Genomic DNA, 25,569 nt, shown 5'->3' with positions numbered 1-25,569 from the left:
AAGCTATTGCTTCATTTACACTGGTTGCGCCACTACTGCTTAAAACTACATTCCCTGAATAATTCCCTACAGCATCACCTGCTATTAATCTGATATACACCGGTGCAGAGGCTATTGTGCCCGCTGCTCCTAATGTTACCGTACTACTGAATGTACTATTATCTGTACTTACCTCAAAACCTGTTGGCGGGCTTACCAATATACCTGCATTCATATTGCTGCCTGATACATTGAAACTTTCCGACGTTGAAGCGCTTCCATAGGTAGTACTTAATGCTGATAAAGTTCCTGAAGTCGTAATGGCAGGTCCAACCTGAAGCAAGTGTATTACTGCGCCGCCGTTTGTGCCATCATCACTGTCATTAATAAAAATATTAGTACTATTAATTACAGCTATTCCCCATGGATAAAAAACGCCATTGGTATGCAAAGGACTATAAATTGCAGTACCAGTTCCTGTACCACCTGTATATTTATCCAACACATAACCCGATCCCGGATTTTCAGAACTGTAAAGATTGCCGGAATTATCTATACCTAAAGCAGTGGCATAAAGACCTGTAGAAACAGTTGAAACTGCATATGAAGAAGAGGCTGTTAATTTATAAACATGCCCTCCGTCTGTTATAGTAGAAGTATTACTAAAAGCATCAGCCACATAAACATCACCATTTGAAGCAACGGTAAGACCTGTAGGATAAGTATATCCTGCAGCGGACTTTAAATTATCATATAATTTGGTACCTGTAGTACTACCTGCAGGATATTTGACGACAGCATATGTACCATTTCCGGAATCATATTCGGCTGTATATAAATTATTACTTGCATCAATTGCTAATGCAGAATAATAATTCCCTGACATAAATGTAGACGGAGTATAAGTAGTTCCGTTAAAAGCAAGTTTAATAACATTCCCCCCGTTAGATGTAAAATCAGTGGAAACATAGACATCACCTGCACTAGTTACTACCAGCCCCCATGGGTAATCACCTATTTCGTGAGTAAGACCCGTGTAAATAACTGTTGGCGATCCGGTACCATTAGTATATTTTTCAACTTCATAATTCGCGCCAGAAGTACCCGGCTGAACACGCGTTATATAGATATTATTACTAGCATCCTTTGCTATTGCCGTATACAAACCACTGGTTTCAAGGTTTGTGCCTGTTAGTTGAGCCCGGACAGGTAAGGCAGCCCCTATAAAGAGAACAATAGTGGCAATAACATAAAAACTTTTTGTAAAAAAATTCTTCATAAAATTGAATTTTAAATACACATGTACGGATTTTGCCAGCCACTCACACTTTCCTCATGAATTTCTTTAAAATCCGGCGAATCGAATTTTACCCCTTTGCCCTGACTTAGTACGGTTTTGTATATTTTTCTGTGTGATGTACTGATCTTGAAAATATCTATTACTGGTAATGAAAAACCTGATAAAGGATAAAAATTACGCTCGCCTCTTGGCCCTATTACAGATTCATTTTGTAGCAGCTTTGCCGCTGTACCAAAATCGCGTTTTAAAATATGATGTTTTACTTCTTTTAAAGCGAGGCCGGCTTCGTATCCCAATAAACCGTAAATGTTAGCCATTTGGCCACCGGTATTTTCATATTTATTTACAAACTCTTTATTTTGATGAATTTCTGAATTGCGGTTCCATGTGGTTGCTGCAAAAAGCTCCAAATCCAAATCTGCTATATCTTCCAACACGTCATCATAGGCCATATTTTCAATTACAGTTAACGGGATATGTTTATGAAAATCTGATTGGCGCCACAATTGCAAAAACCTATTTCCCATGTCACCAGTGAAAATAGCATGAATATAAGATGGAGGATTTTTTTCAATCTCAGAAAAGAAAGCACTGAGATTAAAATTATTGATATTTGATGAATCCCGGGGTAAAACATGTAAACCCATCATTTCAGATCCTGCTGCGCAAGCGCCTTTATAAAACGCTGTATTTAAATGATAACCGGCCTCATATACAGGCATTACCATCATACCGGCATCGCCATACTCTTTATGAGCCCAATAGCCCAGAGCATATTGCGATTGGACAATTTGTTGCGATGAATAAAATATTCGCGGGCTAAAATGCTCAAAATATGGAACGCACTCGCCCATATCAAAAAAGAAAGCTAATATATTATGCCTCTCTATAGTAGGAACAATATCCGGAATTGATTTGTAGCTTATAAGCCCCGAAATAATATCAACTCTTTCAAAAAAAGCCAACTGATTAACAGCTTCCAACACACTTTTGGGGTCACCCTGTTTAGTATAAACAGGCAAAAATTGAAACTCATTATGTGGCATTCCATCAGGATATAGGCCTAATAAAATACCAGCCATTAAATGGTTACCATAAAATGGGTATACACCTGAATAAGGAGTTAAAAAACCGATTTTAATTGGCCCTGGTATCACAATTGATCAATTTTGGATATTAATTCCGTGTAGGGAAAATACCGTTCATAGCAATAATATAAGATATGGCAAGATATGGCTGAAGATTTGGCAAAGGAACGCTACTACCTGTTAAACCAATTGCATTTGCAGCCAAAGTGGTATTGGGTGCTGTTGTTGTATAAATATTCTCAACAGTTGCATTAGGACCTGAACCTGTTGATGGCCCTTTTGAAAGGTATGTTGTAGTTCCCGGAACACCAGTAGTGCCAGCAGCAGTATTTGCATTGAGCGTATGCGTATGCGATGGTAAATTATTTATTAAGATCGGCACAGTCTCAGTACCAGCAGCCTGGCCTAAAACATAATTACTTAAACCCGGCCCTTGCCCCTGTCCAATAGGTGCTCTTCCGCGCAGATCGGGTAAAGCAAAATTAGTAGTATCATTTCCCCCGTAAGTAGTCCCTAATAATGAAAAAACAGCAGTATTACTTGAAATGGCTAATAGTTGCCCAGAACAGAATAAAAACCCCTGAGGAGCAAAATTACTACCAAACGCGAAGATCATCGCTAATAAAGGATCCATATATCAATAAATTTAGTTGTGAGTATTTAGATTCAAATCAAATCTATATCAATATTAAATCTTTTTTTTTACTTCTCCTCCAATATTTTGATAAAATAAGCGTTATAACTATTTTATTTTCAACACTTTAATATAAATTAATAAAATATCATTTAAGTAATATTTATTAATAAATCTGTACCATTATTTAATAATATAAATAGCAATTTAACCATATTGAAAGTTAAATTTAGAGACCTTTTAAGAAATTCCTCATTTTATTTATAAAATATTGTTTAACATAGCTTTAATGAATAAAAATTTGATTATTTCGATTAAATATTTACTTTATTGTTTCCCTATGGTTAAATATCATTAAGAATGAACCAACCTGATTAAAGATGTTTTATTTAGGAAAAATATATTTATATATTTATATATTTATACACTTAATGTAATATTATGAATAAGCAGCGCAGATCATTTCTTAATCAGATATCATTTATGGCCGGAGTTGCGGCTTTAAACAAACCGATGAGCTCAGTAGCTTCTATAAGTAAGCATATTAATACTATTCATTCTTCCGGACATGCCGTTACCATTTATCATACGAATGATCTGCATGGGAACTTACATGCCACCTATAATAATATGGGAGGCATTAATAAATTAAAAGCGCTTATTGAGAACCAGGAAACCGGTGGCATACTGCTTGACGCAGGTGACTTTTTGGATGGCAACAGCAATTTTACCAAACATAAGCAAGTAATTGATTTAATGAATAAGATGGGCTATAATGTTGCTACCATCGGCAATCATGAATTATTACAGGGGCAAGATTACTTAGCGCAGTTAATTCCTTTCATGAAATTTAAACTGGTGAATTGCAATTATGAATTCAATAGTAGCTTAAATAAACTGGTAGCACCTTATATTATTATAAATTCTGGTAAATTTAAAATAGGTATAACCGGTGTGGGCCACCAAATAGCTGGTATTAAATATAATGATGCGATAAGCAGTGCAAATAATATGGCTGCTTTTTTAAAGAAAAATGAAAATTGCGATCTGGTAGTTTGTCTTTCACATTTAGGTTATTCACAAAAGGGAGACCTTCCAGACAATCAAAAACTTGCCCGTGAATCTGAGCATATTGATGTTATTTTAAGCGGACATAATCATAAACTATTGCAGGGCCCTGCTGTAATATCTAATAAAAACAAACAAGAGGTAATCGTTAGCCAGGCTGCATGGGATGGTCTTATGCTTGGCAAAACAGTTTTTAGTTTCGAAAACGAAAAACAGAAATTCAATTTAAAAGCTAAATATCTTATTCCAGGTCAATCTTATGACAAAACTTATACTTCGTCATTTTATGAGTTGCGTTTAAGGGAAAAAGAATTAATGGCCTCCTAAACCAGATATTTGTTTTGTTAACGGAAACGATCATTGATTTTGTTGAGTCTGTAGGCATAAAAGTGTTTAAAATGCCCATAGATGGCGACACTTTTTTACCCGGCTTGCAATTGAAAGACGGTGCACTTATAGTTGACACTGAAAAACTATTATATCCAGGCGATATATTACATGAAGCTGGTCACCTGGCTACTATGCCTCCTGCTATCCGTGAAACAATGAATGATAATTTGCCACCAACTCAGGAAAATCAGGGTGGTGAAATGATGGCATTAGCGTGGTCGTATGCTGCAGCCAGGTATCTGAATATTAATCCTCATATTGTTTTTCATGCAGATGGATATAAAGGTGGCGGCGAAAACCTGGTACAAAACTTCACAGAAGGTAGGTGTGTGGGTTTGCCATTGCTTCAATGGGCAGGGATGGCTTACGATGAACAAAAAGCAAAAGAATTTAATAAACCACCTTTCCCGTACATGATTAACTGGCTCAGAGAGAATTAAGAACAAAAAATCATGATTCGCTACGCAAAATTACCACTGTTCTTTGACGCCATGGAGACTCAAAACGAGTTGCTTTCTGTAGATAAAAACTGGCAGTCGCACTTTAATACTTATCATTTTGAAGGCTCATGGACGGTCCTTGCTCTACGTTCACCTGATGGAAGTCATATCAATATTATTCCTGAACTAATGGCCAGCAGCGAATACAGGAATACTTTATTTATGGAGCAATTCCCTTCTGTAAAACAATTGCTCTCCAATTTTGATTGCCCAATAATGGCTGTACGTTTTTTAAATTTACAAGCTGGAGCCATTATTAAACCACACCGTGATAATGAGCTTGCTTTTGAAAAAGGCGAAGCCCGTCTGCATTTTCCTATTATAACAAACCCTGATGTTGAATTTTATATTGAAGATGATCGTATTCCTTTAACGGAAGGAAGCTGCTGGTACATAAATGCCAATTTAACACACCAGGTATTTAACAAAGGAAACACCGACCGAATTCACCTTGTAATAGATTGCAAAGTTAACGGCTGGTTAAAGGAGCTTATTAATTTATCAAACGAAGTATCTTTTAAAGATGAACAGGAGAACGGACAACTATTAATGATTATTAAGGAATTGCGTTTGCAAAATACAGAAGCTGCAAATAAAATGGCCAGCGAATTAGAACTACAACTAAAGTAGTCTTCGATTCTTTTAGAACAAATTAATTCACTTGCAATTTAACGGCATTTAAATTAAAAGAATAGGAAATGTAATGACCATCATGAGCCAATGATACCGGTATCTTGGTATCCTCGTCATCTTTGATTAAAATGGGATAACCCGCCAGGTGCTTTTCTAACCTCAACTCTCCCGGAAAAAGAGTATTTAATTTTTCAAGAGCAAATTTTCTTACCGCTGTTGACTGATCATAATAACCCTTATCATTAATCACATGTACATCAGAAAATACGTTTTCAAAATCATCAGCATTATTTACAACTGTTGAAATCCAGTCATTGTTAATGATCGAATTAAAAAAAAGTTTGTTGGAATTAAAATGAACTTCTCCGCAATAATGTTGATCCGGAAGTATATCAATGGTTGTTGTATTTATGCTGATGGGCGAAAAAACAAGCTGTTGATTATATCTTTTCAGATATTTAAAGGCCGATTCCTTAACCGACCATAACAACCATACATAGTGTTCAAAAGGTAATTCATTAAGTTGAGGCTGTTGATAAAGTGCCTGCTCAGAAGCAGATAAAATCTTTGAATAAAAACGATACTCGCAAGTCCGTTGTTTATTTATTGATCTTAAGGCTACAATATCATTGCCTGTGCTTATCATGCAGATTGATTCATTTTATCCATTATAACATCAATGCAGTTGCCTACTAAATACATTTTTTCGGCTGAGTCAAAATCTATTTCAATGTTGTATGCCGATTCTGCGTCTATTATTATATCAACCAAATTCGCCGAATTGATTTTTAAATCTTTTATCAAATCAGTTTCTTCGGTAATTCCGTTTAACAATTCTTTGTTTTCCGTGTAAGGTGCCAATACTTTTTTTAGTTCACTTAAAATAGTTTTTCTATCCATTTTTATTTATATTTTGAAATTATTAAACAAGTATTAACGTCGCCAAAGCCAAAATTAGCTTTTGCCAAAACATTAATCTCCTTGTTTACCATAGTTGTGGGTAAATTGTTTGCGGTTATTAAATCTATTATTTCGGGATTAGGATCTTCTATATTAATATTGGGATGTACAAATTGATGTTCCAGTTGCAATACAGCTGCCACCATCTCAATTGAACCGGCAGCACTAAGACAATGCCCGATCATTGATTTTAAGGAATTTACCATCGGAAAATCTTCGCCTCTCCTACCCAAAGCATCCGACCAGTTTTGAATTTCTTGTTTATCAGCAATTGTTGCGGTTAAATGCCCGCTAATCAAATCAATATCATCGGCCCTAATATTTGCTTCGGTAATGGCATCATTTATACACTTTACCACACCAACAGCTCCAGGAGCAGTCATTGTACCACCGCTCCTTTGTCCGCCTGAGTTATTGCTTCCACCTAATACCTCACCATAGATTTTGGCACCGCGGGCCAGTGCAAAATCAAGATCTTCCAGAATAAGCGCACCCGCACCCGAACCTGGCACAAAACCACCCGCAGAAATACTCATTGGCCGGGATGCTTTTTCAGGCTGATCATTAAACTTCCGTGACAAAACACGCATGGAATCAAAGGCTCCAAAAACATAGGAATCAACATATTCACTGCTTCCAACTACCATTCTTTTAGCCATGCCATATTTAATGTATTCGTATCCCATTAAAATAGCTTGTGTACCTGTAGCACATGCAGATGAATTACTAACAATCTTATTACCTAGCCCAAGTCTGCCAGATATGTATGCTGTAACCCCGCTATTCATAATCTGTTCAACAACCCGTGAGCCCAATTTTTTTGATTCTTTTGCATCAACACGTGTTATGGCATTTTTTATAACATCGGTATCGGCAACACTGCTACCAAAAACGCAACCTGTTTCATATAATGTTTCTTCACTTACAATTGGATTACCAGCATCCATCCAGGCATCAAGGGCTGCTTTAATACCAAAAGCTATTCCTTTGCCTTTTAATCCATATAAACTGGTTTCAGTTATATAATTTCTTAATTGCTCCCATTCAAATTGGGGCATACCGCATACCTGGCAATTGAATTTTAGCTCTTCGAACTGAGGAACATATTTTATACCTGAAATACCATTTTTTATTGAATGCAGGAAATCCGGCACGTTCATACCATTGGGTGCAACTACACCTAAACCGGTTATTACTACACGTTTACTCATTGGTGCCTTATCCTTTTATTGCATTTTTTATTATGCCCGAAAATATACCTTTTGCTATTAATTCCGATGCTTCATCATACATTTCAACCAAACATTTTAGTTTACCAAACCTGAAATATTGTTTTTTTGATATTACCGTAACTTTTTCACCGGGTAAAACCATTTTAAAAAAAGAAACATCCGTTGAGGTAAGTAAAGGAAACGAATCAACGTCCATTATTATCTCTTCCTCTTTTTTCCCGCTTACAATAAGGTGAATCCCCAATACCACCAATCCTATCTGGGCCATTATTTCTGTAATGATAACACCAGGTGTTACCGGGTTACCTATAAAATGATCTTCATAAAAAAATGAATCTGCTTTTAAGGTATACTCCCCCTTTATGCCATCATCGTCCAAAAACAAAATCGCATCCACAAACCTGAATGATGATTTATAAGGCAATAAGTTTAAAATATCGTTATACATAGTATTACTATAATTGTATTACAAGGTTTAATTTGTAATTTAATTATTTACAGTGCTCTCCCCCATCAACATGTATTAATGCCCCATTTATCCACGCAGCTTCAGCAGTACATAACAGATAAATCACATTAGCCACATCTTCGGGCTTTGTGATACGGCCCAACGGGTTTCTTTGTTTTGCAACTTCAATCAGTTTATCACTTTCGGGTATCATTTTAAGCGATGGCGTTTCGGTAATACCTGCCTGTATCAGGTTTGTTTTCAATCCGAATTTGCTTAATTCAACTGCCATATAAGTAGTTAAGCTTTCTAATGATGCCTTGGCAATAGAAACTGCTGCATATCCATCCCAGTATTTATGTGCTCCTTCGCTGGTAAGGCCAATAATACGGGCGTCTTCCTCAAAAAGTTCAGCATCTAAAATGGTTCTGGCCCAGTCCAAGATACTGGTAGCCATTGCATAGGTGGTATATCTGATATCTTCAATGGAAAGCTCTGGCTGACCTTTATCTGATTGACTGCTTTCTGAAATAAGCGGCTTTAAGTTACCCCGTGCTATTGAATGCAGTAGCAGTTTAACACAGTACTTACTTTTAACAACGGATGAAAACTGTTCAATAAAACCATTCCGCCCTAAAACATCTAGTGCATTTATATTAAATGGCAAAATCTGAACTTCGTATTTTGCCGCAAGAGCAGTAAACTTTTCTTTTAATGCTCTATCAGTGATGGCAGTTTCCCTGTAAAGCGCAGCAATGTTCATCCCGTGCATCGCCAATTTTTCAACAGATGCCATACCAAAACCACTTGACCCACCTAATATAATGGCCCATGAACCTGAAAATTGCTTATTATTTTTATACACTTATAGAATGTTAAACTATGTTATTGGGTTTATTTTTGATCTGGCTATGAATTTAAGTAAATATTGGGGTCGGCATTTACCTTTAGCTGTAGGGTATTCAAATAAATTCAAAAAGGTATCATATTAGCCTGTATCGGATAATAGCCTTTTATAATAAATTTATTTACAAGCTTTTGATAAGTAATATAAGTAACAACAAGGCGTAAAGATTTAAAAGAGTAAAAGTTTATTCCCATATATTAAAATTAAAATCTCTCCAAAAGTAAGCGAAAACTACTAAAAACATAGCGTAAATGCGTACTTAATATTAACATTATCTTTATTATTTATATTTGCCACTTACCTCTGAAATTATCGACCCATGAAACTAAGAATTATGTTAATATTGCTTTTTGTTTTTTCAATTTTGATTGCTAAAAGTGAAAGGCCATTACAAAGCTTTGACAAAACTGCTTTTTATGCTATTTTAAAATCGGGCAAAATTGACGATATTAACCAGGAATTATCACTATTAAGTTCCTCATCATTCAGTGAAAGAGATGGCTATGAAGGCGCTTTATTGATGAGAAAGGGCGGCTTGTTAAAAGTACCTGGTGAAAAACTTAAATCGTTTAAAAAAGGCAGAATATTACTCGAAACTGCTTTGGCAAACGACAATAATAATGGCGAATATCATTTTTTAAGGCTGATAATTCAGGAACATGCTCCTAAAATTGTTAAATACAGAGCAGATTTAGAAACTGATAAAGAACATGTTAAAAAAACATACAAAAATCTTTCTCCTGCTATGCAACAAGCTGTCATTGATTACAGTAAAAGTTCACAAATAATACACCCGCAGGATTTTCAACAATAACATGAGTAAAAAAATATTGGCTATTTATTTTTCACAATCAGGCCAGTTGGGTGAAATTATTGATCATTTTACAGCACCACTTGTTGATGCTGGCATATCTGTTGAAAAAGTGCGGGTCAACCTAAAAGAAAACTATCCGTTTCCGTGGACAGCCAATAGTTTTTTTAGTGTGATGCCTGATTGTGTATTGGATGTACCTGCAGAACTGGCCCCATTTGACTTAAAACGAAGCAAATATGATTTAGTTATTTTGGGTTACCAGGCATGGTTTTTATCGCCAAGTATCCCCTTTAACTCATTAATGCATGAGCCCAAATTAACTGAAATATTAAGCGATACACCTGTAATAACCATTACCGGTGCACGCAATATGTGGTTAAATGCATTTGTAAGGGTTAAAAAACTAATCCACGCCACAGGTGCCAAAATTGTTGGGAATGTGGCATTGGTGGATACCCATCCCAATCCAATTAGTTTTGTTACTATCTTCCACTGGATGCTTCATGGTAAAAAAGATAAATATCTAAACATTTTCCCCCCTCCGGGTGTTCAGGAAGCTGACATACATCACACCAACGTATTTGGCAAGCATGTTTTAAACCATTTAAATACAAACAATTGGGATAGTTTACAGCAGGAAATGGATAGTGACGGTGCCGTTAAATTAAACTATAATTTAATGGTAATTGAATCCGTTGCCGGCAAAATATTCAGGTTTTGGGCTAATATGATAGCCAAAAAGAAAAACAGGGGGCCATGGATTAAATTATTCAAGTATTATCTGGTTATTGCATTTTTTGTGGGCGCACCAATAATTCTTACTATTGATGCAATATTTTTTAAACTATTTTCGCCCCGCCGGATCAGAGCTAAAAAACAATATTATTTAAACTTAAATTAAATATCTTATATATGTCTGCTACAGAAGTTTACATCAATAGCACCTCGGCCTTTTTTCCTAATAACCCCGTTCCAAATGAGGATATGGAATTATACCTGGGCTATATTAATGGCAAACCTTCCAAATCAAAACCAATTGTATTGCGCAATAATGGGATAAAAAATCGCTATTATGCATTAACAAAAGGAGGAAAATCAACCCATACCAATGCTCAAATGACGGCATTGGCCGTTAAAGAATTGTTTAAGGATAATCCTGATAAAATAAAAGAACTTGATTTACTCTCCTGCGGTACTTCCTGCCCAGACCAGGTAATGCCAAGCCACGGTGTGATGACGCATGGTTGGCTTCCAGAAGCCGAAGCTATTGAAGTAGTTTCACCTTCGGGTGTGTGTTGTGCCGGTATGCATGCTATTAAATATGCTTACATGGCTATCCGTACAGGCGATGTAAAATTGGCTGTGGCAACCGGATCTGAAAGATTTTCGGGCCTGCTGGTATCAGATGTATTCGAAGATGAAGCCCAAAAATTAAAAGAACTGAGTGATAACCCCTACATCGCTTTTCAAAAGGACTTTTTAAGATGGATGTTATCAGATGGCGCATCAGCTTTTTTAATGTCTGACAAGCCAAATGAAAATGGCATTAGTTTGAGATTAGATTGGATTGAAGGTGTATCCTACGCAAATGAAATGCAGACTTGTATGTACATGGGTGCTGAAAAGATGGAAGACGGCAACTTAAAGGGATTTATGGATTACACGCCAGAAGAGATTAAGAATAAATCTGTATTTAGCGTAAAACAGGATATCACCTTATTAAGCGATAATATAGTGCCTTTGGGCGGGAAAAAAATAAAAGAGATTTTGGAACGTCGCGGTATTACAGCTAAAGACATTGATTATTTCCTGCCACACATTTCCAGCGATTTCTTCCGACCCAAAATTTATGATATGGTAGAGATTTATGGGGGTGGTATCCCTTACGAGAAATGGTTTATTAATTTATACACAGTTGGCAATGTTGGAGCAGCGTCAATTTTCCTGATGATTAATGAGCTTTTCAATAGCGGAAAACTAAAAAAAGGCGAAAGGTTATTATTATTGGTACCTGAAAGTGCACGATTCTCGTATATGTATGCAATGCTTACTGTTGTTTAATTAAACAGAACATTAGGCTATATTCAATTACCATGAAGAAAGAAGATGTACCGCAGGATTTAAGCTCTCTTGGTAAAATAACCAAAGAGGTTTGCTATGCTACAGACAAATCTGGTAAATACGTTACGGAACTAAGCAAGGGATGGGATATTAAAATCACCGCTCTTGATACCCATTGGGAAGAAATTGAGACGCGGGTAAGTATTGCAAGGCAAAAAGTATTAAATAATGAAGCCAGTCCCCTGCTTTTTTTCATGGAAAAAAGTTTAATGGATGCCGAAATCTTAGCAGGCTACGCTGGTCTCTGGAAATGGCAGGTTAAAAGGCACCTTAAGCCCGAAATATTTAAAAAACTATCTGATAAAAAGCTTCAGCGATACGCTGAGGTTTTTAATGTGACTATTGATGATCTTAAAAATATAAATGTGCATGAAGCTTAATTTTGAACATCTTCAGTCTGCACATTGCGAAAACGGGGTAACGAGGAGCTTATTAAAAAACATCGGCATTAATCAAATAACAGAGCCCCTGGCTTTTGGTATAGGTTCGGGTTTATTTTACGTTTATATTCCTCTTTTAAAAATCAACAACGGGCCGGTTATTGCCTTTCGGCCAATGCCTGGGCTTATTTTTAAAAGAACTTGCAACGCTCTGGAAATACCTGTTGTGCGCCAAAAATTCAGCTCAAAACAAAAGGCTGAAGCATTTTTAAATGATTGTTTAAATGGGGGACACCCCGTGGGCTGCCAGGTTGGGGTATATTATTTAACTTATTTTCCAAAAGAATACCGCTTTCACTTTAATGCCCATAACCTAATTGTTTATGGAAAAGAGGATGATAATTACCTGATCAGCGATCCGGTTATGGAAAAAACAACCAGTTTAAGCACTTATGAATTGGAACGGGTTCGTTTTGCAAAAGGCACCTTATCTCCCAAAGGGCAAATCTATTATCCGCAAACAGGAGCTTTAATTACAGAAAACCAGATAAAAAAAGCAATTGTAAGCGGCATAAAGAAAAATGTGCGCGAAATGCTCAATATCCCTTTCCCTTTTGTTGGGGTAAAAGGAATAAGGTATACAGGCAACAAAATAAAACAATGGCGCGATAAATTAGGTTTAAAGCAAGCGGGTTTATATCTGGCGCAACTGGTACGCATGCAAGAAGAAATAGGTACCGGCGGAGGTGGATTCCGGTATATTTATGCAGCTTTTTTACAGGAAGCATACACCTACCATCCTATTGATGAATTGTTGGAAATATCAAAAATGTTTACCGAATCAGGCGATCTATGGCGTACAGCAGCTGTTCAGGCAGCCGGTATTTACAAGGGAAGGCTTGGTAGCCAGGAAGATTTTAATACCATGGGCAACTATTTGATTGAAATTGCCGATATAGAGTATAAAGCCTTTACGGCGTTGAAAAATATAAAATGGCAATAGCGGAAACTTATGCGGTAAATATTAATGACATAGAATTCGGTTATCCTGATAATCCTGAAGTGTCATTTACGCAACTCAACTTAAAGATTGCAAAAGGCGAACGTTTTGGCTTATTTGGGCCCAATGGTGCCGGTAAAACTACTTTAATGAACCTGATGACAGGTTTGCTTAAAGTTAACAAAGGCAGCATATCTTTATTAGGACATGATGTAAACAAGCACAATAATACCGTTAGCAAGCTTTTTGGATTTGTACCCCAAGATTTCTCCTTTTATCAGGAATTGTCCCCGGTTGAAAATCTGGAGTTTTTTGGCGCATGGTCTGGCTTAAACAAGCAGCAGATTAATCAAAGAATTGATGAACTATTAGATATTCTGGGATTGGATGATGTGCGGAATAAACAGGTTCAAAAGTTTTCGGGCGGGATGAAAAGAAGGGTTAATTTGGCAATAGGAGTGATTCATAATCCACCGGTTTTATTTTTGGATGAGCCAACCGTTGGTGTTGATGTGCAAACCCGGCATGCTATTATCAATTACTTAAAAATACTTAACGAAAGCGGCACAACTTTAATTTACACGTCCCATCAGCTAAGTGAGGCTGAAGGTTTATGTGAGCAGGTTGCTTTGTTAGATGATAGAAAAATTATCACCCAGGGTAATATACATTCCCTGCTGAAAGAACATCAGCATAACACACTGGAAGAATTGTTTATTGATTTAACAGGTAAAGAATACAGAGACTGATGTTTAAACTTTGGATCACCATAAAAAAAGATGTCAGAATATTGCTGCGCGATAAGGTAGGGATAGCGTTAATGTTTGTTATGCCCATTTTATTGGTAATTGTAGTAACCAGTATTCAAAACAGTACCTTTCAGCTGGTTAATAAAAACAAGCTACCTATCCTGATCAGTAACCAGGATACCGGTGATGCCAGTAAACAACTGGTATCGGCGCTCAGTAAAATCGGCATGTTTAAGGTATTATTAACACCTGATACAAAAAATGAAGCTTTAATTGCCGATGCAATGCATAATAAAGATGCCATGCTGGGTGTAGTTATCCCAAAAGATTTTTCGGCAAAAGTATCAGCAAAATCAAAACATGTTGCGGGCAAAGCCATGAATAGTTTTGGGCTTGAAGGTGACACCACTAAAAATGCTGATGCTAATATTGATCCGCTAACCATATACTACAATCCCATTTTACAGGAATCACTCCGTTTATCGGTAAAAGGGGCCTTACAAAGTGCCTTGCAAATGGTTGAGAGCCGTGAAACTTTAAGGACATTGTATTACTCCATTAACGAAAAACAATTGTCAGAAAAGCTGGAAAACGAAATGCTAAATAACCGGACAACCATAAATGAGGTCCCGGTTTCAAAGGATGGTACGCGGAGAACGCCAAATGCAACCCAGCATAATGTTCCGGCATGGACTATCTTTGCCATGTTCTTTGTTATTATGTCGTTAGGAGGAAGCGTGGTAAGGGAAAAAGTGAGCGGAAGCTTTATCCGGTTAAAAACGTTGCCTACCAATTATGCTGTCGGTTTGTTTTCTAAGCAAATTACCTACATGGGGGTTACTATGCTGCAGGCGCTGATCATCTTCTCCATTGGAATATGGCTATTTCCTTTTATGAATTTGCCGGCATTAAACTTGCCTGCTGATATAGGCGCATTGGTAATCACCACCTTAATTTGTGGCTGGTGTGCTGTGAGCTATGCTATTTGCGTGGGAGTATTTGCTGATACACAAGAACAGGCTAATGGTTTTGGAGCAGTATCGATTGTAATTTTGGCTGCAGTAGGCGGATTAATGGTGCCTAGTTTTGCCATGCAGGGCACGTTTAAATCTGCTGCTAACCTTTCGCCGATGCATTGGTGTTTGGAGGCTTATTATACTTTATTCCTCGAAAACGGGAAATTAAAAGACATTGCAGGTAACCTGATTGCATTGTTTACCATTACAGTGATTATACAAGCTGTAACATACTTAGGTTTGAAAAGAAAAAATTTAATATAATTGCGCGTGGAAAAAGAATCATTAAAAAAACAATTAAAAACTCAGATCATATCATTTCTTAACCTTACACCTTTAACTGCCGAGGAAATTAAGGATGATGAACCTTTATTTGGCGAGGGATTAGGCCTGGACTCTATTGATTCGCTTGAATTAATTGTATTACTTAAAAAAGAATACGGCATCAATATCCAGGATCCAAAAGAAGGTCGTAAAGTATTGGTAGATGTAAATACAATGGTAGATTACATTGAACAAAACAGAACTAAATAATGCTGATTATAATTTGAAAAAGGCACCTTTAAACTTCAAACTAGTGTTATTTTGAAAAACAAGACTGGCTATAACATTTAAAAGGCCACTGTCATCTATATTATAAGACAAACTTAGTTTCAATACACTGTCAATTTGCGGATCAATTAAGCCTAAGAACTTAATTTGATCCGCTTTTTTTAAACGGATGGAGTAATGGAGTGAACTTTCCAAAACCTCTTTAATCATCTGCAACATCACAGCACCAGGCAATACCGGCTGTCCCGGAAAATGCCCCTCAAAAATTGAATGGTGTTTGTCTACCTCCAGGATAACATCAATTGCCCCTTCCTTTTCACTCTTTGAGGTTATTTTATAGAAATTGCCTATCAGCATCATATTTTAACAAGCTGTTAACAGCATTAAGGAGTGATAAGTATTAAAGTAGTGATTGTAGATTAATACATTTTTAGGGGGATCTGTCTTTACTTCGTCTTCAATTACAATGGCAGGCACATCGCCTTTTTTAATGATATTTGCTGCTAGCCACAAACCAAAAGACGAAGCTGTTGGATACTCACCACATAAATGTTTAAAGTTTGCCAGTGAAACATTGCTAAACACCGATTGATTAAGCTGATCATAAATATCATCATTTTTCAAATCGCCATTTTTACCTGTAATTACTAAATCTATGTCCTCTATTTTTAAATCGTATTGTTTTAAAAAGGAAATGATCTTTTTTTCAACTTCTTCTATATTTTCGGGTTTGTAAAAGGTTTGTACACCTTTAAACTCTGCCAAATTTGTTTCATTTTCCTTGTCTGTCAATAAAAAGAAAACCGCTCCCTCTCCTCCTATTGAGCCTTTTGACCGGGTGTTAAAAATGGATAAATTATCCACCGGCCATCTTTTATATAAGCTTAAGCGGGTTAAAATGGCAAAACTGGCATCTGTAAGCTCCTCTGTCCCTCCTACCAATACGTTATCCGCTTCGTTTTCATTTAAAAGCATCACGGCATCAAGCAAAGCGCTTTCAAAGGATATGCCTTTGTGTACAAAAGTGTTATTATACTGATGACATTTAAGTAATAAAGCTATTTGTGCTGCAACCGTATTGTGTGTGGACTGGATAAAAGCCGTTGGGGGTAACAGTTCTTCATCCATCTCAATCACTCTTGTTAAAAATGACACGGTATCCTCCAAACATCCAAAAGCTGTACCTGTAATAATTGCTCCAGGTATTTCAACCCCGGCTTGATTTAAACATTCTTTAGCGGAAGCTACCCCCATTTTAATTACATGGCTCATCCGCCGTATTGATTTCGGATCAATGTACTTGCTGTAATCGGGTTCAATTGCAGCCAGGCGTGTACCGTAATATTCGACCGGTTCTATTAAAAAATCAGCATTTCCGAAGGTATTTTGCGGCGATACTGCCGCTGTTGAACGGATGTATATTTTCATCTTAAATCTTCGAAAATATTAATGATGAACAGTTGCCGCCAAACCCAAAAGAGTTTGACATTACATGATTGATTTGCTTACCTTTTTGAAATTTAGTTTCAGGGCTAAAAGACACTTCCTTCATCTGCGTTTCAAACCTCAAATTTGGATAGATTAATCCATATTTTACAGCCAATGCTGAAAAAACAGCCTCAATACCGCCACTTGCCCCTAGTGTGTGCCCGGTAAAAGACTTGGTTGAGCTCATTGCCGGATATACTGAATCAAATAAACGTTTTACTGCAGTTCCTTCGGCACTATCATTATTGGGTGTTCCGGTGCCATGTAAATTAATGTAATCGATGTCTGAGGGCTGCAGATTAGCTTTTTCCAAAGCACCTTTCATAGCAAGGTAAGAACCGGTACCATCAGGTGATGAAGCTGTTTGGTGATATGCATCGTTACTATTATTATAACCACTTAATTTACAATAAGGCTGCTTATTTAAATTCTTAGCTACTTTTTCAGATACAAGCACCACATAACCTGCACCTTCGCCCAAATTTAGGCCTTGACGGTTTTCATCAAATGGTTTACAGAAACCTTTATCTAAAATCATCAGTGTATTAAAGCCGTTTAAGGTAAATTTAGTTAAAGCATCTGCACCACCGGCAACTACAACATCAAGCAATCCATTTTTTATTAATCTTGCACCATAAAATATCGAATTGGCCGATGACGAACAGGCGGTACTGATAGTTGTCATGTAGTCTTTAATTTTTAACTCATCGGCAATGGCCTCAGTTACACTACCACATTCATGATCAAACACATTTCTTAATTTCCCTCTTTTATTATCTGCCAAAAATGGAATAAAAAACGCCTCACTTTTATCCATCCCTCCTACGGTATTAGCTGATACAAAACCAGTCCGTAAAGAAGAAAGATCAGGAATTGCAGCATCTTGCAATGCTTCTTTTGCAGCTATTACGCCTAACATAGTTGTTCGGCTGATATCAACAGGCAAACCAGTTATTTGAGCAAGTTCTTCGTTGGTAAAACCCACCTCAGCCACAGGTAACTTATTACGATGAATGGTTTGCATGTGCGTAATATCGCCTATTCCAGCTTTTTCGTGTTCAAATGCAGTAATACATTCAGCAACATTGTTTCCTATTGCTGAAATTACACCTACTCCGGCTATATAAACTTCAGGCAAATTAGCTGAAGCTGCTTTTTTATTATCAAATATCATATTCAAATGCTCTTTTGTAAAAGAGATTGATTCATCACTTTTGTCCTTTTCTATCAAAAAAAGAGCGGCTTTATAATCTTCGTCAACCAATTCAACCCATCCGCAGATACAGGCTTGTAAAATATCACTCGTTAACAAATTACTTACGTAATTTTCTAAAAACCTGGCGTTAAAATTTTCAAAAATAAAAAAGGCATCTTCTCCCTTAAAATTATTTCGGATACAGATTTCTCCGGTTACAATATTGGGTAAGGTATAAACAAATAGTGAGGGGCTTGGTATTTCGCTAACACTATTTAAATATTTCATGTCGGTATCTAAACTTGCATTAGCATTGGAGAGAATTAAGCCAACATCTTCTGGCTTATATTTATCTTTTTCAAAAGTATCTTTTAAAAGAATTTCAGAAGCAAGCCAACCTAATTTACTCAGGCTATCCATTTTGTAAAAACGCGAATAACTGAGATCAAAATATTTATAAATGGAATTTAAAAAATCCGGCACATCAGCGCCGGTATTAATAAAAAGGTGTTTCCCATTCTTATACACCGTATTACTACTGATTACACAGCTTGATGTAATATGCCCTTCTTTAGTCAAATCTTATAGACCTTATATAATTAAACTCAAGGGCTAAAGATAAACACAGGATAAGCATTTAACAACAAACCTTAAAACTTAGTTACATAAAATAAATTATTACTAAAGATAGCCAGATAGAACGCTCAAATCAGAAGGCATCCTACTTAACCAATGCTAAAGAGCCGGAAAGTACTTGACCGTTTACTTTGAGATCAATTACATAGTAATAGGTACCCGGTGGTATTATCCGGCCATTACATGAACCATCCCACGAAGATCCATAGCCAACCGAATGGAATACCTTTTGCCCATACCTGTCAAAAACATCGATAACAGCATTTTGATAAGCTATAAGACCTTTTACTTCCCATAAATCATTTATTCCATCACCATTTGGTGTAAAGGTATTAGGCACAACCAGTTCTGGAGACACCACAATATTTGTTTGATCCCTGGTAACGCATCCTAAACTATCGGTAACCGTAAGCGTATAGGTAATATTTTCATCACCGGTAATTGTTGGATTTTTTATAGTTGTATTGTTGATATTAACATCTGGAGACCATTGATACTGAACCTTGTTATCACTTACTGTAGGAGTTAAAACAATGGCATTTCCTCTCAATACATACCTTATACCGCCTGCATTAACTGTTGGCGGAGGAAGGAAGGTTATGGTCAGCGAATCTTCAGAGGTATAACATTCTCCTGCATTAACAGCATGAAGGGTTAATGTTACTTTTCCATTTTTAAGATCCGTAGCATCAGGAATATAAGATGCATTTAAATCTGAGGCTGATGGACTGAATGTCCCGGTTCCTGAAGATTTCCATAATCCGCCTCCTGGTGCAAATACCTGGCCATCTAATTTAACCGCATAAGTTTGAGCACATAATATCTGGCTATTCCCAGCTTTAACACCGGTCAATAGCTGAAACGTCACATTCATACTTGAAGTTGAAATTGTACAATTATCCGGGCTGGTAGATGATAGCGTAAGCATTACAGATCCTGCTGCCATATCAGTTGAAGATGGAAGGTATTCTGCATTTAAAACGTTGCTTGATGGAAAAAATGTTCCGCTACCATTTGTTGTCCAAATTCCAGTTGTTGTTCCACCGGATACTTTACCTAAAAGATTTACTTCACTTGCATTTAGACAAACAATCTGATCAGGGCCAGCGTTAGCTAATGGAGGAGGATCAACAACAACATTAACAGATGATGCTGGGCTTGAACACCCATTTATTATGGTATATAAATTATAGACCCCTGCATTATCTGCTGTAACACTATTAATAACCGGATTTTGGGAAGCAGATTGAAACCCCGCTGGACCTGTCCATAAATAGGTTGCATTAATAACTGTTGGAGTATTTAATTCTATTCCACTCCCCATACAAACGGGCGAATTACTGTTTGCCATGGGAGCTGACTGTTGAGGATTTACTATAACAGAAAGGCTAAAAGCAATACCTGCACAATTATTATTTGTTGGTGTAATAATATAAATAACTCTTATTGCACTTGCTGAAGTATTAATTAAGCTTTCATTAATGGTATTAGAAGCCTGGTTGGCTATGGCGGCATTGCTTATACCCTTAACTGCTACCCTTGACCAACTAAAGGTAGACGAAGAAACATTTGAAGTTATAGTATAGTTTAAGGGCGTTCCACTGCAAACAGTTTCTGTAGGCGGACTGGTGATATTAGATTCAGGATTAACGGTTACAACTAAATTAAATGTCCCCACTTGGCAATTAGTTGTTTGATAAGTAAAAACATAGGTAACATTTATAGGAGCATTACTGGTATTATACAAAACTTCATTTATATTACTGCTCTGTTGCCCAGTTATCGCTGCATTTTTTATTCCAGGTACTGTTGCCCTACTCCATCTAAAAAATGTTCCAATAGTGTTAAGGGAAAATTTATAATTAACCGATGTGCTATTACAGATTGTAACTGCTGCTGGGCTTGTGACAACGGTATTGGGGCTAACTGTAACAACTAAATTTAATGAGGCGCCGCTGCAACCATTTGCAATAGGAGTAATAATATAAGTAACTGTTTCTGTTGTATCACTTGTATTTATTAACGTTTCATTTATTGTGTTTGATGTTTGATTATTTAAAGCAGCATTACTGATTCCGGCCACAGCAGTACGACTCCAGTTAAATGTGGTTGCAGCTATATTTGATTCTATTGTATAATTTAATACATTACCACTACAAATAGCCAATGTTGATGCACTTATTATTGTAGGAACTGCATTTACAAAAACTTTAACCTTTGTTCGCGGGCCTGAACAATAATAATAATCCAATCCAGATTGCACATAATAAGCTGTATCTTGTGTGATATATGGTGTAACAAAAGCACTTTCTTTAGATAAAAGATTACCACCCAAAGGCTTATCATACCATGCATAGGTACCAGGCAAACCACTCGCTATGAGTGTAGTTGAATTACCAAAGCAAACCGTAGGCTCCTTAGCCACAGGTGCTGTAGGTGCAGCAACAACACTAACAGTTACAGGAGTTCTGGGACTTGTAATTCCATTTAAAGTTGTTTGCACATAATAATTTGTATTTGCAATAAGTACAGGAGTAGTATATACCGCACCGGTTTTCAATAAATTGCCCCCTGTAGTTGCATCGTACCATTCATAACAACCTCCAGGGGATGTAGCTGTTAATATTGCATTGTTACCAGAACAGATTGAAACATTTCTGGCTGTTGGTGCTTTTGTTGCAGATACAGTAACATTAGTTGAACCCACACTGCTGGTAGTTACATTTGTTGCGCATTGAGCTTGTGTAATTACATTTACCATTATCGGAATACGCGGACTATTGCACCCATTCGCGGTACTTTGCACATAATAAGTTGTTGTTTTGTTTAATATTGGAGTAATGTAAACAGAGTTAGCAATTAAAAAGTCACCTCCGGTTTGGGCATCAAACCATTCATATGTCACATTGTTTGCTCCTGAAGCTATAAGCATAGCCTGATTGCCTTCACAAATGGTAACCCCAGATGGAGTAATTCCCTGGTTATCTGTACAAAGAGGGGCCCCGGATGTAACTGGAGCAGTAGGAATTGGCAGTATTGATATAGTAACCGCAGTACGTGAACTTATACAACCATTTAATGAGGCTTGTACATAAAGGGTTGTGGTTGAATTAATAGGTGGCGTTACATACACTGCAGTAGATGCTAGTAAATTACCACCTTTTGCTGCATCATACCAAGCAAAAGTACTTCCACTTTGTATAGAAGTAGCTGTTAACGTTGTAACTGATCCCGAACAGGTTATGAGGCCGGCGGCATTTGGTGCTATAACCGGCCCATTGACCGTGATATTTACCGCAGACCGCGGGCTAAAACACCCACCATTAGTTACCTGAACATAATAAGTAGTTGATGTGTTTAGAGCGGGTGTATTAAAAGTATTTCCACTAGCTAAAACTGTAGTACTTGTTGCAGAATTAAACCACTGTAAAGTACCTCCGCTACCAGATGCAGTGAGTGTTATGCTGGTCCCATAACAAGTTGCAAAATCATGAACAACAGGAGCCTGAAGCGTCGGCTCAACAGTTACTTTAACAGGTGTTCTGGCACTGATACAACCTGTGGGAGACGTAACCTGTACGTAATATGTAGTGCTAGAAGTTAATTGAGGGCTTGTGAAGTCGGGGCTTGAAATTAAAGAGACACCACCTTCAGGAACAGTAAACCAATCAACCACTCCCTGAGAAGATGTAGCATGAAGGCTTGCTGTAGCTCCGGTACAAATGGCAACACCTGGCGCAATGGGTGCTAGAGGAGCAGTAGAAACATAAGCATTAACAGGGGTTGGTAAACTTGCACATCCATTAATTACAGCAACTACATAGTAGGTAGTTGGGTACATTAGAACGGGAGTAGTAAATTGCGCCGAAGTACTTAAAACCTTTCCTCCTGACGCAGATGCATACCAAGAATAGGTGTCCCCTCCACTTGCTGATAAAACGGCAGAACTCCCCTGGCATATCGTTGCATTAGTAACAGATGGTTTACCATACAGATATACAGTTACAGAAGTTCTTGCACTTGTACAACCATTAAGAGTTGTTTCAACATAAAAAGTAGTGGCGATGGTTAAAGGTTTTGTAGTATAGGTTGACCCTGATGCTAACAGGTTCCCTCCAACGGGAGCATCATACCATTGGTATAATCCTCCGGGAGCCGAAGCCGTAAGTGTAGCGGTACTATTAGGACAAATTATAGTATTCGCTACCGTTGGCGCATTGGGTGTAGCATTAGTGGCAATGGTTATCTCTTCAGTAACCGGTGTACTACCTGGTGCACTATCACTTACAATAACTTTATAGGTGCCGCCTTTATTTACACTTATAGATGATGTAACTTCACCTGTATTCCAGATATATGTGTAAGGAGCTGCACCGCCAGATACTGATGCTGTTAAAACAGCAGCTCCACCTGAGCAAATAGATGAAGATGATGAAGATAGCTTCACAGTCAATCCGTCAGACTCACCGCTGGCATTTAATGTAACTAGAAGAAAAAGAAATACAAAAAAATAGTTCCTCATTGTTAATAGTTATCCTAAATCCGGAAAACGAAATTCATTCAGAGGCCCCACCATCTGGTTTACATTAAAAAGCACTAAATAATTAATCAATAGTATTAACCACGCAATTAGCAAGCGCGATATTACTTTGTGTTAATACGGAATTTTACTTTTCTTTGTTTCACTTTCAGGAAATTCTGTCGGATAAATTAAGTGATTTTAATTATTAAACAGAGACAGTTTTGATACCGATTTAATTTGAAAACCAATAAAAGAGGAATAAGTAACGCTAATGATCTAATTTTTAATACATCTCCCCAAAATGACAATAAATTAACATTTTGGGAATACAGCATAATTAAAATCAACTACCTAATAAACAAGCAGTAATAAAAAATTATCCAATAATTAATTTACACTAAATATTTAAATAGAAATTAGAAAAGAAAATATTCCGAAATAAATTACACCTTACGCTTCCCAAAAGCTACAGCGGCATTACAGCCACCAAATCCTGAAGCAGTTTTAAGACAATTATTGTAATTGCCATGCACTAATTCCATACAGACATTTACAGGTGTGCTTACTCCAATTTCTTCGAAACCCAGAGTTGGAATTATTCTATTTTCTTTTAGTGAATGAATTGAGATAATAGATTCAATGAGGCCTGCAGCACCTAAAGTATGTCCATAATATCCTTTTAAGCTATTTACCGGAGTATGCTGAAGATTGGATAAATTAATTGCCTTCGCTTCCATTTCATCATTATAAATAGTTGCTGTTCCATGAGCGGATATAAAATCAATATCTCCCGATAAAAGATTTGCCTGTTTCAAAGTACATTCAATAGCCCAAGAAAGTTCCGCACCAGTACGGGATGGTGCGGAAATATGATTAGCATCATTACTGACGGCACCTCCTAAAACCTGTATATCAATTTTATTTTTTGATTTTGACGATAAAACAACCGTTGCCGCACCTTCGCCTAAACTTATCCCATTTCTATTAATATCAAATGGCTTACACGGAGTTGTGCCAATGGCCTGGAACGACTGAAAACCTGAAAGAATAAACTTCGTGACAACATCAGCTCCTGCAACAATTACATTTTCAAATTGACCGGATTGAATTAATCTCATGCCAGTAATAATGCCCATAATTCCAGAGATACAGGCATTAGAAATCACAATGGGCTCATTTACAAAACCAAAATATTCTGCTATTAATTTAGATGAAGTATTTAATGCTATCCTCTTTTGTAAATCAGATGAGTAAGCTTCTGTTTCTAGTAGTCCGATATTCCCTTTAGTTGAAGAAATAATCAGTATTGTATTTTTGTCACTTATATCAATCTCACTATCTAATATTGCATTGCTAATAGAGGCAATCAGCAATTGTTCAAATTTGGTGTACTCTGTGTTAACTTCAAAGGCATCTGCAACAAAAAGAGAGGCGTAGAAAGAATCGTCTGATAACTTAGCATTATGGTGTTTTTTTATTCCTGAAACACCCGCTTTTAAAAGTTCAAGGTTTTGGGCAGTAGTTTTTCCAATTGGCGAAAAAACATTATCTGCAATAATATAAACGGCTGCCATTAGTTACCAATAAAAATATTCATTTCACATTGGGCCAGTATCATATCATTGCATTTTACAATCCCTAAAATAATGGTAACATCAAACACTTGGTTTTCTATTTTAACCTCTGTTAAAAGTTCATCCTTCACTTTAGGCAAATCAAATATTTCAAAGTTTTTAACAGCGCCAATATATCCTACAGCAACAGGCTTATTTTCTATTTGAGCCAAGTACCCGGCTCTTGCTGCGGCTGTCTGGGCAATATTTTCCATTAAACCTGCTTCTGTAAATTCTCCATTAACAACTAAAACATTATCATCAACAATTTTAAAAGTTGTTTTGGTAATGAATTTGTCACAATACAATAATTCATCAACCATTACAAATGGTGGTCTTTGCGG

General features: G+C 36.9%; 25 protein-coding genes. 11 read left to right on the top strand and 14 right to left on the bottom strand.

The features are described from left to right. From JN11_RS20220 to JN11_RS20210, 3 genes are all read right to left on the bottom strand, one after another. Positions 1 to 1,258 (bottom strand): NHL repeat-containing protein (locus tag JN11_RS20220; RefSeq protein ID WP_144915523.1); only part of this gene is annotated, 1,258 nt, incomplete at its 3' end. An 11-nt stretch (positions 1,259 to 1,269) separates the two neighbouring features. Further along, positions 1,270 to 2,436 carry an ABC transporter substrate-binding protein gene (locus JN11_RS20215; protein WP_170227808.1) on the bottom strand — a complete coding sequence of 389 codons (1,167 nt, stop codon included), beginning with the start codon at positions 2,434 to 2,436 and terminating at the stop codon, positions 1,270 to 1,272. Between the two features lie 19 nt (positions 2,437 to 2,455). Continuing rightward, positions 2,456 to 3,001 (bottom strand): phage tail protein, encoded by a 546-nt coding sequence (locus JN11_RS20210; RefSeq protein WP_144915519.1) that lies wholly within the window; start codon positions 2,999 to 3,001, stop codon positions 2,456 to 2,458. A 441-nt stretch (positions 3,002 to 3,442) separates the two neighbouring features. On the opposite strand from JN11_RS20210, the gene JN11_RS20205 reads away from it, so the two are divergent. The 3 genes from JN11_RS20205 to JN11_RS20195 are packed head-to-tail and all read left to right on the top strand — an operon-like array spanning position 3,443 to position 5,589. Next, positions 3,443 to 4,396, top strand: coding sequence for a bifunctional metallophosphatase/5'-nucleotidase (locus JN11_RS20205; RefSeq protein WP_144915517.1), 954 nt, complete (start codon positions 3,443 to 3,445; stop codon positions 4,394 to 4,396). Positions 4,397 to 4,410: 14 nt separating this feature from the next. Further along, positions 4,411 to 4,899, top strand: a complete 489-nt coding sequence (locus JN11_RS20200; RefSeq protein ID WP_211360862.1) for a hypothetical protein — start codon at positions 4,411 to 4,413, stop codon at positions 4,897 to 4,899. Between the two features lie 12 nt (positions 4,900 to 4,911). Then, positions 4,912 to 5,589 carry an aspartyl/asparaginyl beta-hydroxylase domain-containing protein gene (locus JN11_RS20195; protein ID WP_144915514.1) on the top strand — a complete coding sequence of 226 codons (678 nt, stop codon included), beginning with the start codon at positions 4,912 to 4,914 and terminating at the stop codon, positions 5,587 to 5,589. A gap of 22 nt (positions 5,590 to 5,611) precedes the next feature. Here JN11_RS20195 and JN11_RS20190 read toward each other — a convergent pair whose 3' ends face one another. From JN11_RS20190 to JN11_RS20170, 5 genes are read right to left on the bottom strand one after another with little or no spacing between them, the layout of a single operon-like run. Next, on the bottom strand, positions 5,612 to 6,238 hold the full coding sequence (locus JN11_RS20190; RefSeq protein WP_144915512.1) for a 4'-phosphopantetheinyl transferase family protein: 627 nt from the start codon (positions 6,236 to 6,238) through the stop codon (positions 5,612 to 5,614). Further along, positions 6,235 to 6,492 carry an acyl carrier protein gene (locus tag JN11_RS20185; RefSeq protein ID WP_144915511.1) on the bottom strand — a complete coding sequence of 86 codons (258 nt, stop codon included), beginning with the start codon at positions 6,490 to 6,492 and terminating at the stop codon, positions 6,235 to 6,237. The genes JN11_RS20190 and JN11_RS20185 overlap by 4 nt, the downstream gene beginning before the upstream one ends. Before the next feature lie 2 nt (positions 6,493 to 6,494). Then, positions 6,495 to 7,763 (bottom strand): beta-ketoacyl-[acyl-carrier-protein] synthase family protein, encoded by a 1,269-nt coding sequence (locus JN11_RS20180; RefSeq protein WP_144915509.1) that lies wholly within the window; start codon positions 7,761 to 7,763, stop codon positions 6,495 to 6,497. 7 nt (positions 7,764 to 7,770) lie between these two features. Next, a complete protein-coding gene (locus tag JN11_RS20175; protein WP_144915507.1) occupies positions 7,771 to 8,232 on the bottom strand; it encodes a 3-hydroxyacyl-ACP dehydratase FabZ family protein in 462 nt (153 codons plus the stop codon). Between the two features lie 43 nt (positions 8,233 to 8,275). Beyond that, complete coding sequence (locus JN11_RS20170; protein ID WP_144915506.1) at positions 8,276 to 9,097, bottom strand: SDR family oxidoreductase; 822 nt, start codon at positions 9,095 to 9,097, stop codon at positions 8,276 to 8,278. Between the two features lie 361 nt (positions 9,098 to 9,458). Here JN11_RS20170 and JN11_RS20165 point away from each other — a divergent pair, with 361 nt between their 5' ends. The 8 genes from JN11_RS20165 to JN11_RS20130 are packed head-to-tail and all read left to right on the top strand — an operon-like array spanning position 9,459 to position 15,753. Beyond that, entirely contained in the window at positions 9,459 to 9,953 is a 495-nt protein-coding gene (locus JN11_RS20165; protein ID WP_144915504.1) for a hypothetical protein, read from the top strand. Position 9,954: 1 nt separating this feature from the next. Then, positions 9,955 to 10,854 carry a hypothetical protein gene (locus JN11_RS20160; protein WP_144915502.1) on the top strand — a complete coding sequence of 300 codons (900 nt, stop codon included), beginning with the start codon at positions 9,955 to 9,957 and terminating at the stop codon, positions 10,852 to 10,854. 11 nt (positions 10,855 to 10,865) lie between these two features. Then, positions 10,866 to 12,014 (top strand): beta-ketoacyl-ACP synthase III, encoded by a 1,149-nt coding sequence (locus tag JN11_RS20155; protein WP_144915501.1) that lies wholly within the window; start codon positions 10,866 to 10,868, stop codon positions 12,012 to 12,014. 32 nt (positions 12,015 to 12,046) lie between these two features. After that, positions 12,047 to 12,454 (top strand): hypothetical protein, encoded by a 408-nt coding sequence (locus JN11_RS20150; RefSeq protein ID WP_144915499.1) that lies wholly within the window; start codon positions 12,047 to 12,049, stop codon positions 12,452 to 12,454. Continuing rightward, on the top strand, positions 12,444 to 13,457 hold the full coding sequence (locus JN11_RS20145) for a BtrH N-terminal domain-containing protein (protein ID WP_144915497.1): 1,014 nt from the start codon (positions 12,444 to 12,446) through the stop codon (positions 13,455 to 13,457). Before JN11_RS20150 ends, JN11_RS20145 begins: the two co-directional genes overlap by 11 nt. Beyond that, positions 13,448 to 14,203: an ABC transporter ATP-binding protein gene (locus JN11_RS20140; protein ID WP_144915495.1), complete on the top strand. Its 756-nt coding sequence runs from the start codon at positions 13,448 to 13,450 to the stop codon at positions 14,201 to 14,203. The genes JN11_RS20145 and JN11_RS20140 overlap by 10 nt, the downstream gene beginning before the upstream one ends. Continuing rightward, positions 14,203 to 15,483 carry an ABC transporter permease gene (locus JN11_RS20135; protein WP_144915494.1) on the top strand — a complete coding sequence of 427 codons (1,281 nt, stop codon included), beginning with the start codon at positions 14,203 to 14,205 and terminating at the stop codon, positions 15,481 to 15,483. The genes JN11_RS20140 and JN11_RS20135 overlap by 1 nt, the downstream gene beginning before the upstream one ends. Positions 15,484 to 15,489: 6 nt before the next feature. Further along, positions 15,490 to 15,753, top strand: coding sequence for a phosphopantetheine-binding protein (locus JN11_RS20130; RefSeq protein WP_144915492.1), 264 nt, complete (start codon positions 15,490 to 15,492; stop codon positions 15,751 to 15,753). 6 nt (positions 15,754 to 15,759) lie between these two features. Here JN11_RS20130 and JN11_RS20125 read toward each other — a convergent pair whose 3' ends face one another. The 6 genes from JN11_RS20125 to JN11_RS20100 all read right to left on the bottom strand — a co-directional run bounded on the left by JN11_RS20125 (position 15,760) and on the right by JN11_RS20100 (position 25,548). Then, positions 15,760 to 16,131 (bottom strand): 3-hydroxyacyl-ACP dehydratase, encoded by a 372-nt coding sequence (locus JN11_RS20125; RefSeq protein WP_144915490.1) that lies wholly within the window; start codon positions 16,129 to 16,131, stop codon positions 15,760 to 15,762. Positions 16,132 to 16,134: 3 nt separating this feature from the next. Then, complete coding sequence (locus tag JN11_RS20120) at positions 16,135 to 17,199, bottom strand: beta-ketoacyl synthase chain length factor (RefSeq protein WP_211360860.1); 1,065 nt, start codon at positions 17,197 to 17,199, stop codon at positions 16,135 to 16,137. 1 nt (position 17,200) lies between these two features. Then, entirely contained in the window at positions 17,201 to 19,033 is a 1,833-nt protein-coding gene (locus JN11_RS20115) for a beta-ketoacyl-[acyl-carrier-protein] synthase family protein (protein ID WP_246139061.1), read from the bottom strand. A 142-nt stretch (positions 19,034 to 19,175) separates the two neighbouring features. Next, complete coding sequence (locus tag JN11_RS20110) at positions 19,176 to 23,612, bottom strand: Ig-like domain-containing protein (protein WP_144915489.1); 4,437 nt, start codon at positions 23,610 to 23,612, stop codon at positions 19,176 to 19,178. 443 nt (positions 23,613 to 24,055) lie between these two features. Next, positions 24,056 to 25,186 (bottom strand): beta-ketoacyl-[acyl-carrier-protein] synthase family protein, encoded by a 1,131-nt coding sequence (locus JN11_RS20105; RefSeq protein WP_144915487.1) that lies wholly within the window; start codon positions 25,184 to 25,186, stop codon positions 24,056 to 24,058. Further along, the gene (locus tag JN11_RS20100; RefSeq protein ID WP_246139060.1) at positions 25,186 to 25,548 is read right to left on the bottom strand and encodes a 3-hydroxyacyl-ACP dehydratase; all 363 of its coding nucleotides are present in this window, start codon (positions 25,546 to 25,548) and stop codon (positions 25,186 to 25,188) included. Before JN11_RS20100 ends, JN11_RS20105 begins: the two co-directional genes overlap by 1 nt. Between the last annotated feature and the right edge of the window lie 21 nt (positions 25,549 to 25,569).

The organism is Mucilaginibacter frigoritolerans, from assembly GCF_007830615.1.
Classification (GTDB): Bacteria; Bacteroidota; Bacteroidia; order Sphingobacteriales; family Sphingobacteriaceae; genus Mucilaginibacter; species Mucilaginibacter frigoritolerans.
The sequence above is the reverse complement of the archived record's forward strand: the minus strand, read 5'-3'. Positions and strand labels throughout refer to the sequence as shown.

Bases quoted from the DNA above. Each gene is read 5' to 3' on its own strand.
- JN11_RS20140 (WP_144915495.1), top strand. From the start codon at position 13,448: ATGGCAATAGCGGAAACTTATGCGGTAAATATTAATGACATAGAATTC.
- JN11_RS20145 (WP_144915497.1), top strand. From the start codon at position 12,444: ATGAAGCTTAATTTTGAACATCTTCAGTCTGCACATTGCGAAAACGGG.
- JN11_RS20195 (WP_144915514.1), top strand. From the start codon at position 4,912: ATGATTCGCTACGCAAAATTACCACTGTTCTTTGACGCCATGGAGACT.
- JN11_RS20160 (WP_144915502.1), top strand. From the start codon at position 9,955: ATGAGTAAAAAAATATTGGCTATTTATTTTTCACAATCAGGCCAGTTG.
- JN11_RS20210 (WP_144915519.1), bottom strand. From the start codon at position 3,001: ATGGATCCTTTATTAGCGATGATCTTCGCGTTTGGTAGTAATTTTGCT.
- JN11_RS20110 (WP_144915489.1), bottom strand. From the start codon at position 23,612: ATGAGGAACTATTTTTTTGTATTTCTTTTTCTTCTAGTTACATTAAAT.
- JN11_RS20120 (WP_211360860.1), bottom strand. From the start codon at position 17,199: ATGAAAATATACATCCGTTCAACAGCGGCAGTATCGCCGCAAAATACC.
- JN11_RS20185 (WP_144915511.1), bottom strand. From the start codon at position 6,492: ATGGATAGAAAAACTATTTTAAGTGAACTAAAAAAAGTATTGGCACCT.
- JN11_RS20175 (WP_144915507.1), bottom strand. From the start codon at position 8,232: ATGTATAACGATATTTTAAACTTATTGCCTTATAAATCATCATTCAGG.
- JN11_RS20125 (WP_144915490.1), bottom strand. From the start codon at position 16,131: ATGATGCTGATAGGCAATTTCTATAAAATAACCTCAAAGAGTGAAAAG.
- JN11_RS20205 (WP_144915517.1), top strand. From the start codon at position 3,443: ATGAATAAGCAGCGCAGATCATTTCTTAATCAGATATCATTTATGGCC.
- JN11_RS20100 (WP_246139060.1), bottom strand. From the start codon at position 25,548: ATGGTTGATGAATTATTGTATTGTGACAAATTCATTACCAAAACAACT.
- JN11_RS20150 (WP_144915499.1), top strand. From the start codon at position 12,047: ATGAAGAAAGAAGATGTACCGCAGGATTTAAGCTCTCTTGGTAAAATA.
- JN11_RS20135 (WP_144915494.1), top strand. From the start codon at position 14,203: ATGTTTAAACTTTGGATCACCATAAAAAAAGATGTCAGAATATTGCTG.
- JN11_RS20165 (WP_144915504.1), top strand. From the start codon at position 9,459: ATGAAACTAAGAATTATGTTAATATTGCTTTTTGTTTTTTCAATTTTG.
- JN11_RS20180 (WP_144915509.1), bottom strand. From the start codon at position 7,763: ATGAGTAAACGTGTAGTAATAACCGGTTTAGGTGTAGTTGCACCCAAT.
- JN11_RS20190 (WP_144915512.1), bottom strand. From the start codon at position 6,238: ATGATAAGCACAGGCAATGATATTGTAGCCTTAAGATCAATAAATAAA.
- JN11_RS20155 (WP_144915501.1), top strand. From the start codon at position 10,866: ATGTCTGCTACAGAAGTTTACATCAATAGCACCTCGGCCTTTTTTCCT.
- JN11_RS20105 (WP_144915487.1), bottom strand. From the start codon at position 25,186: ATGGCAGCCGTTTATATTATTGCAGATAATGTTTTTTCGCCAATTGGA.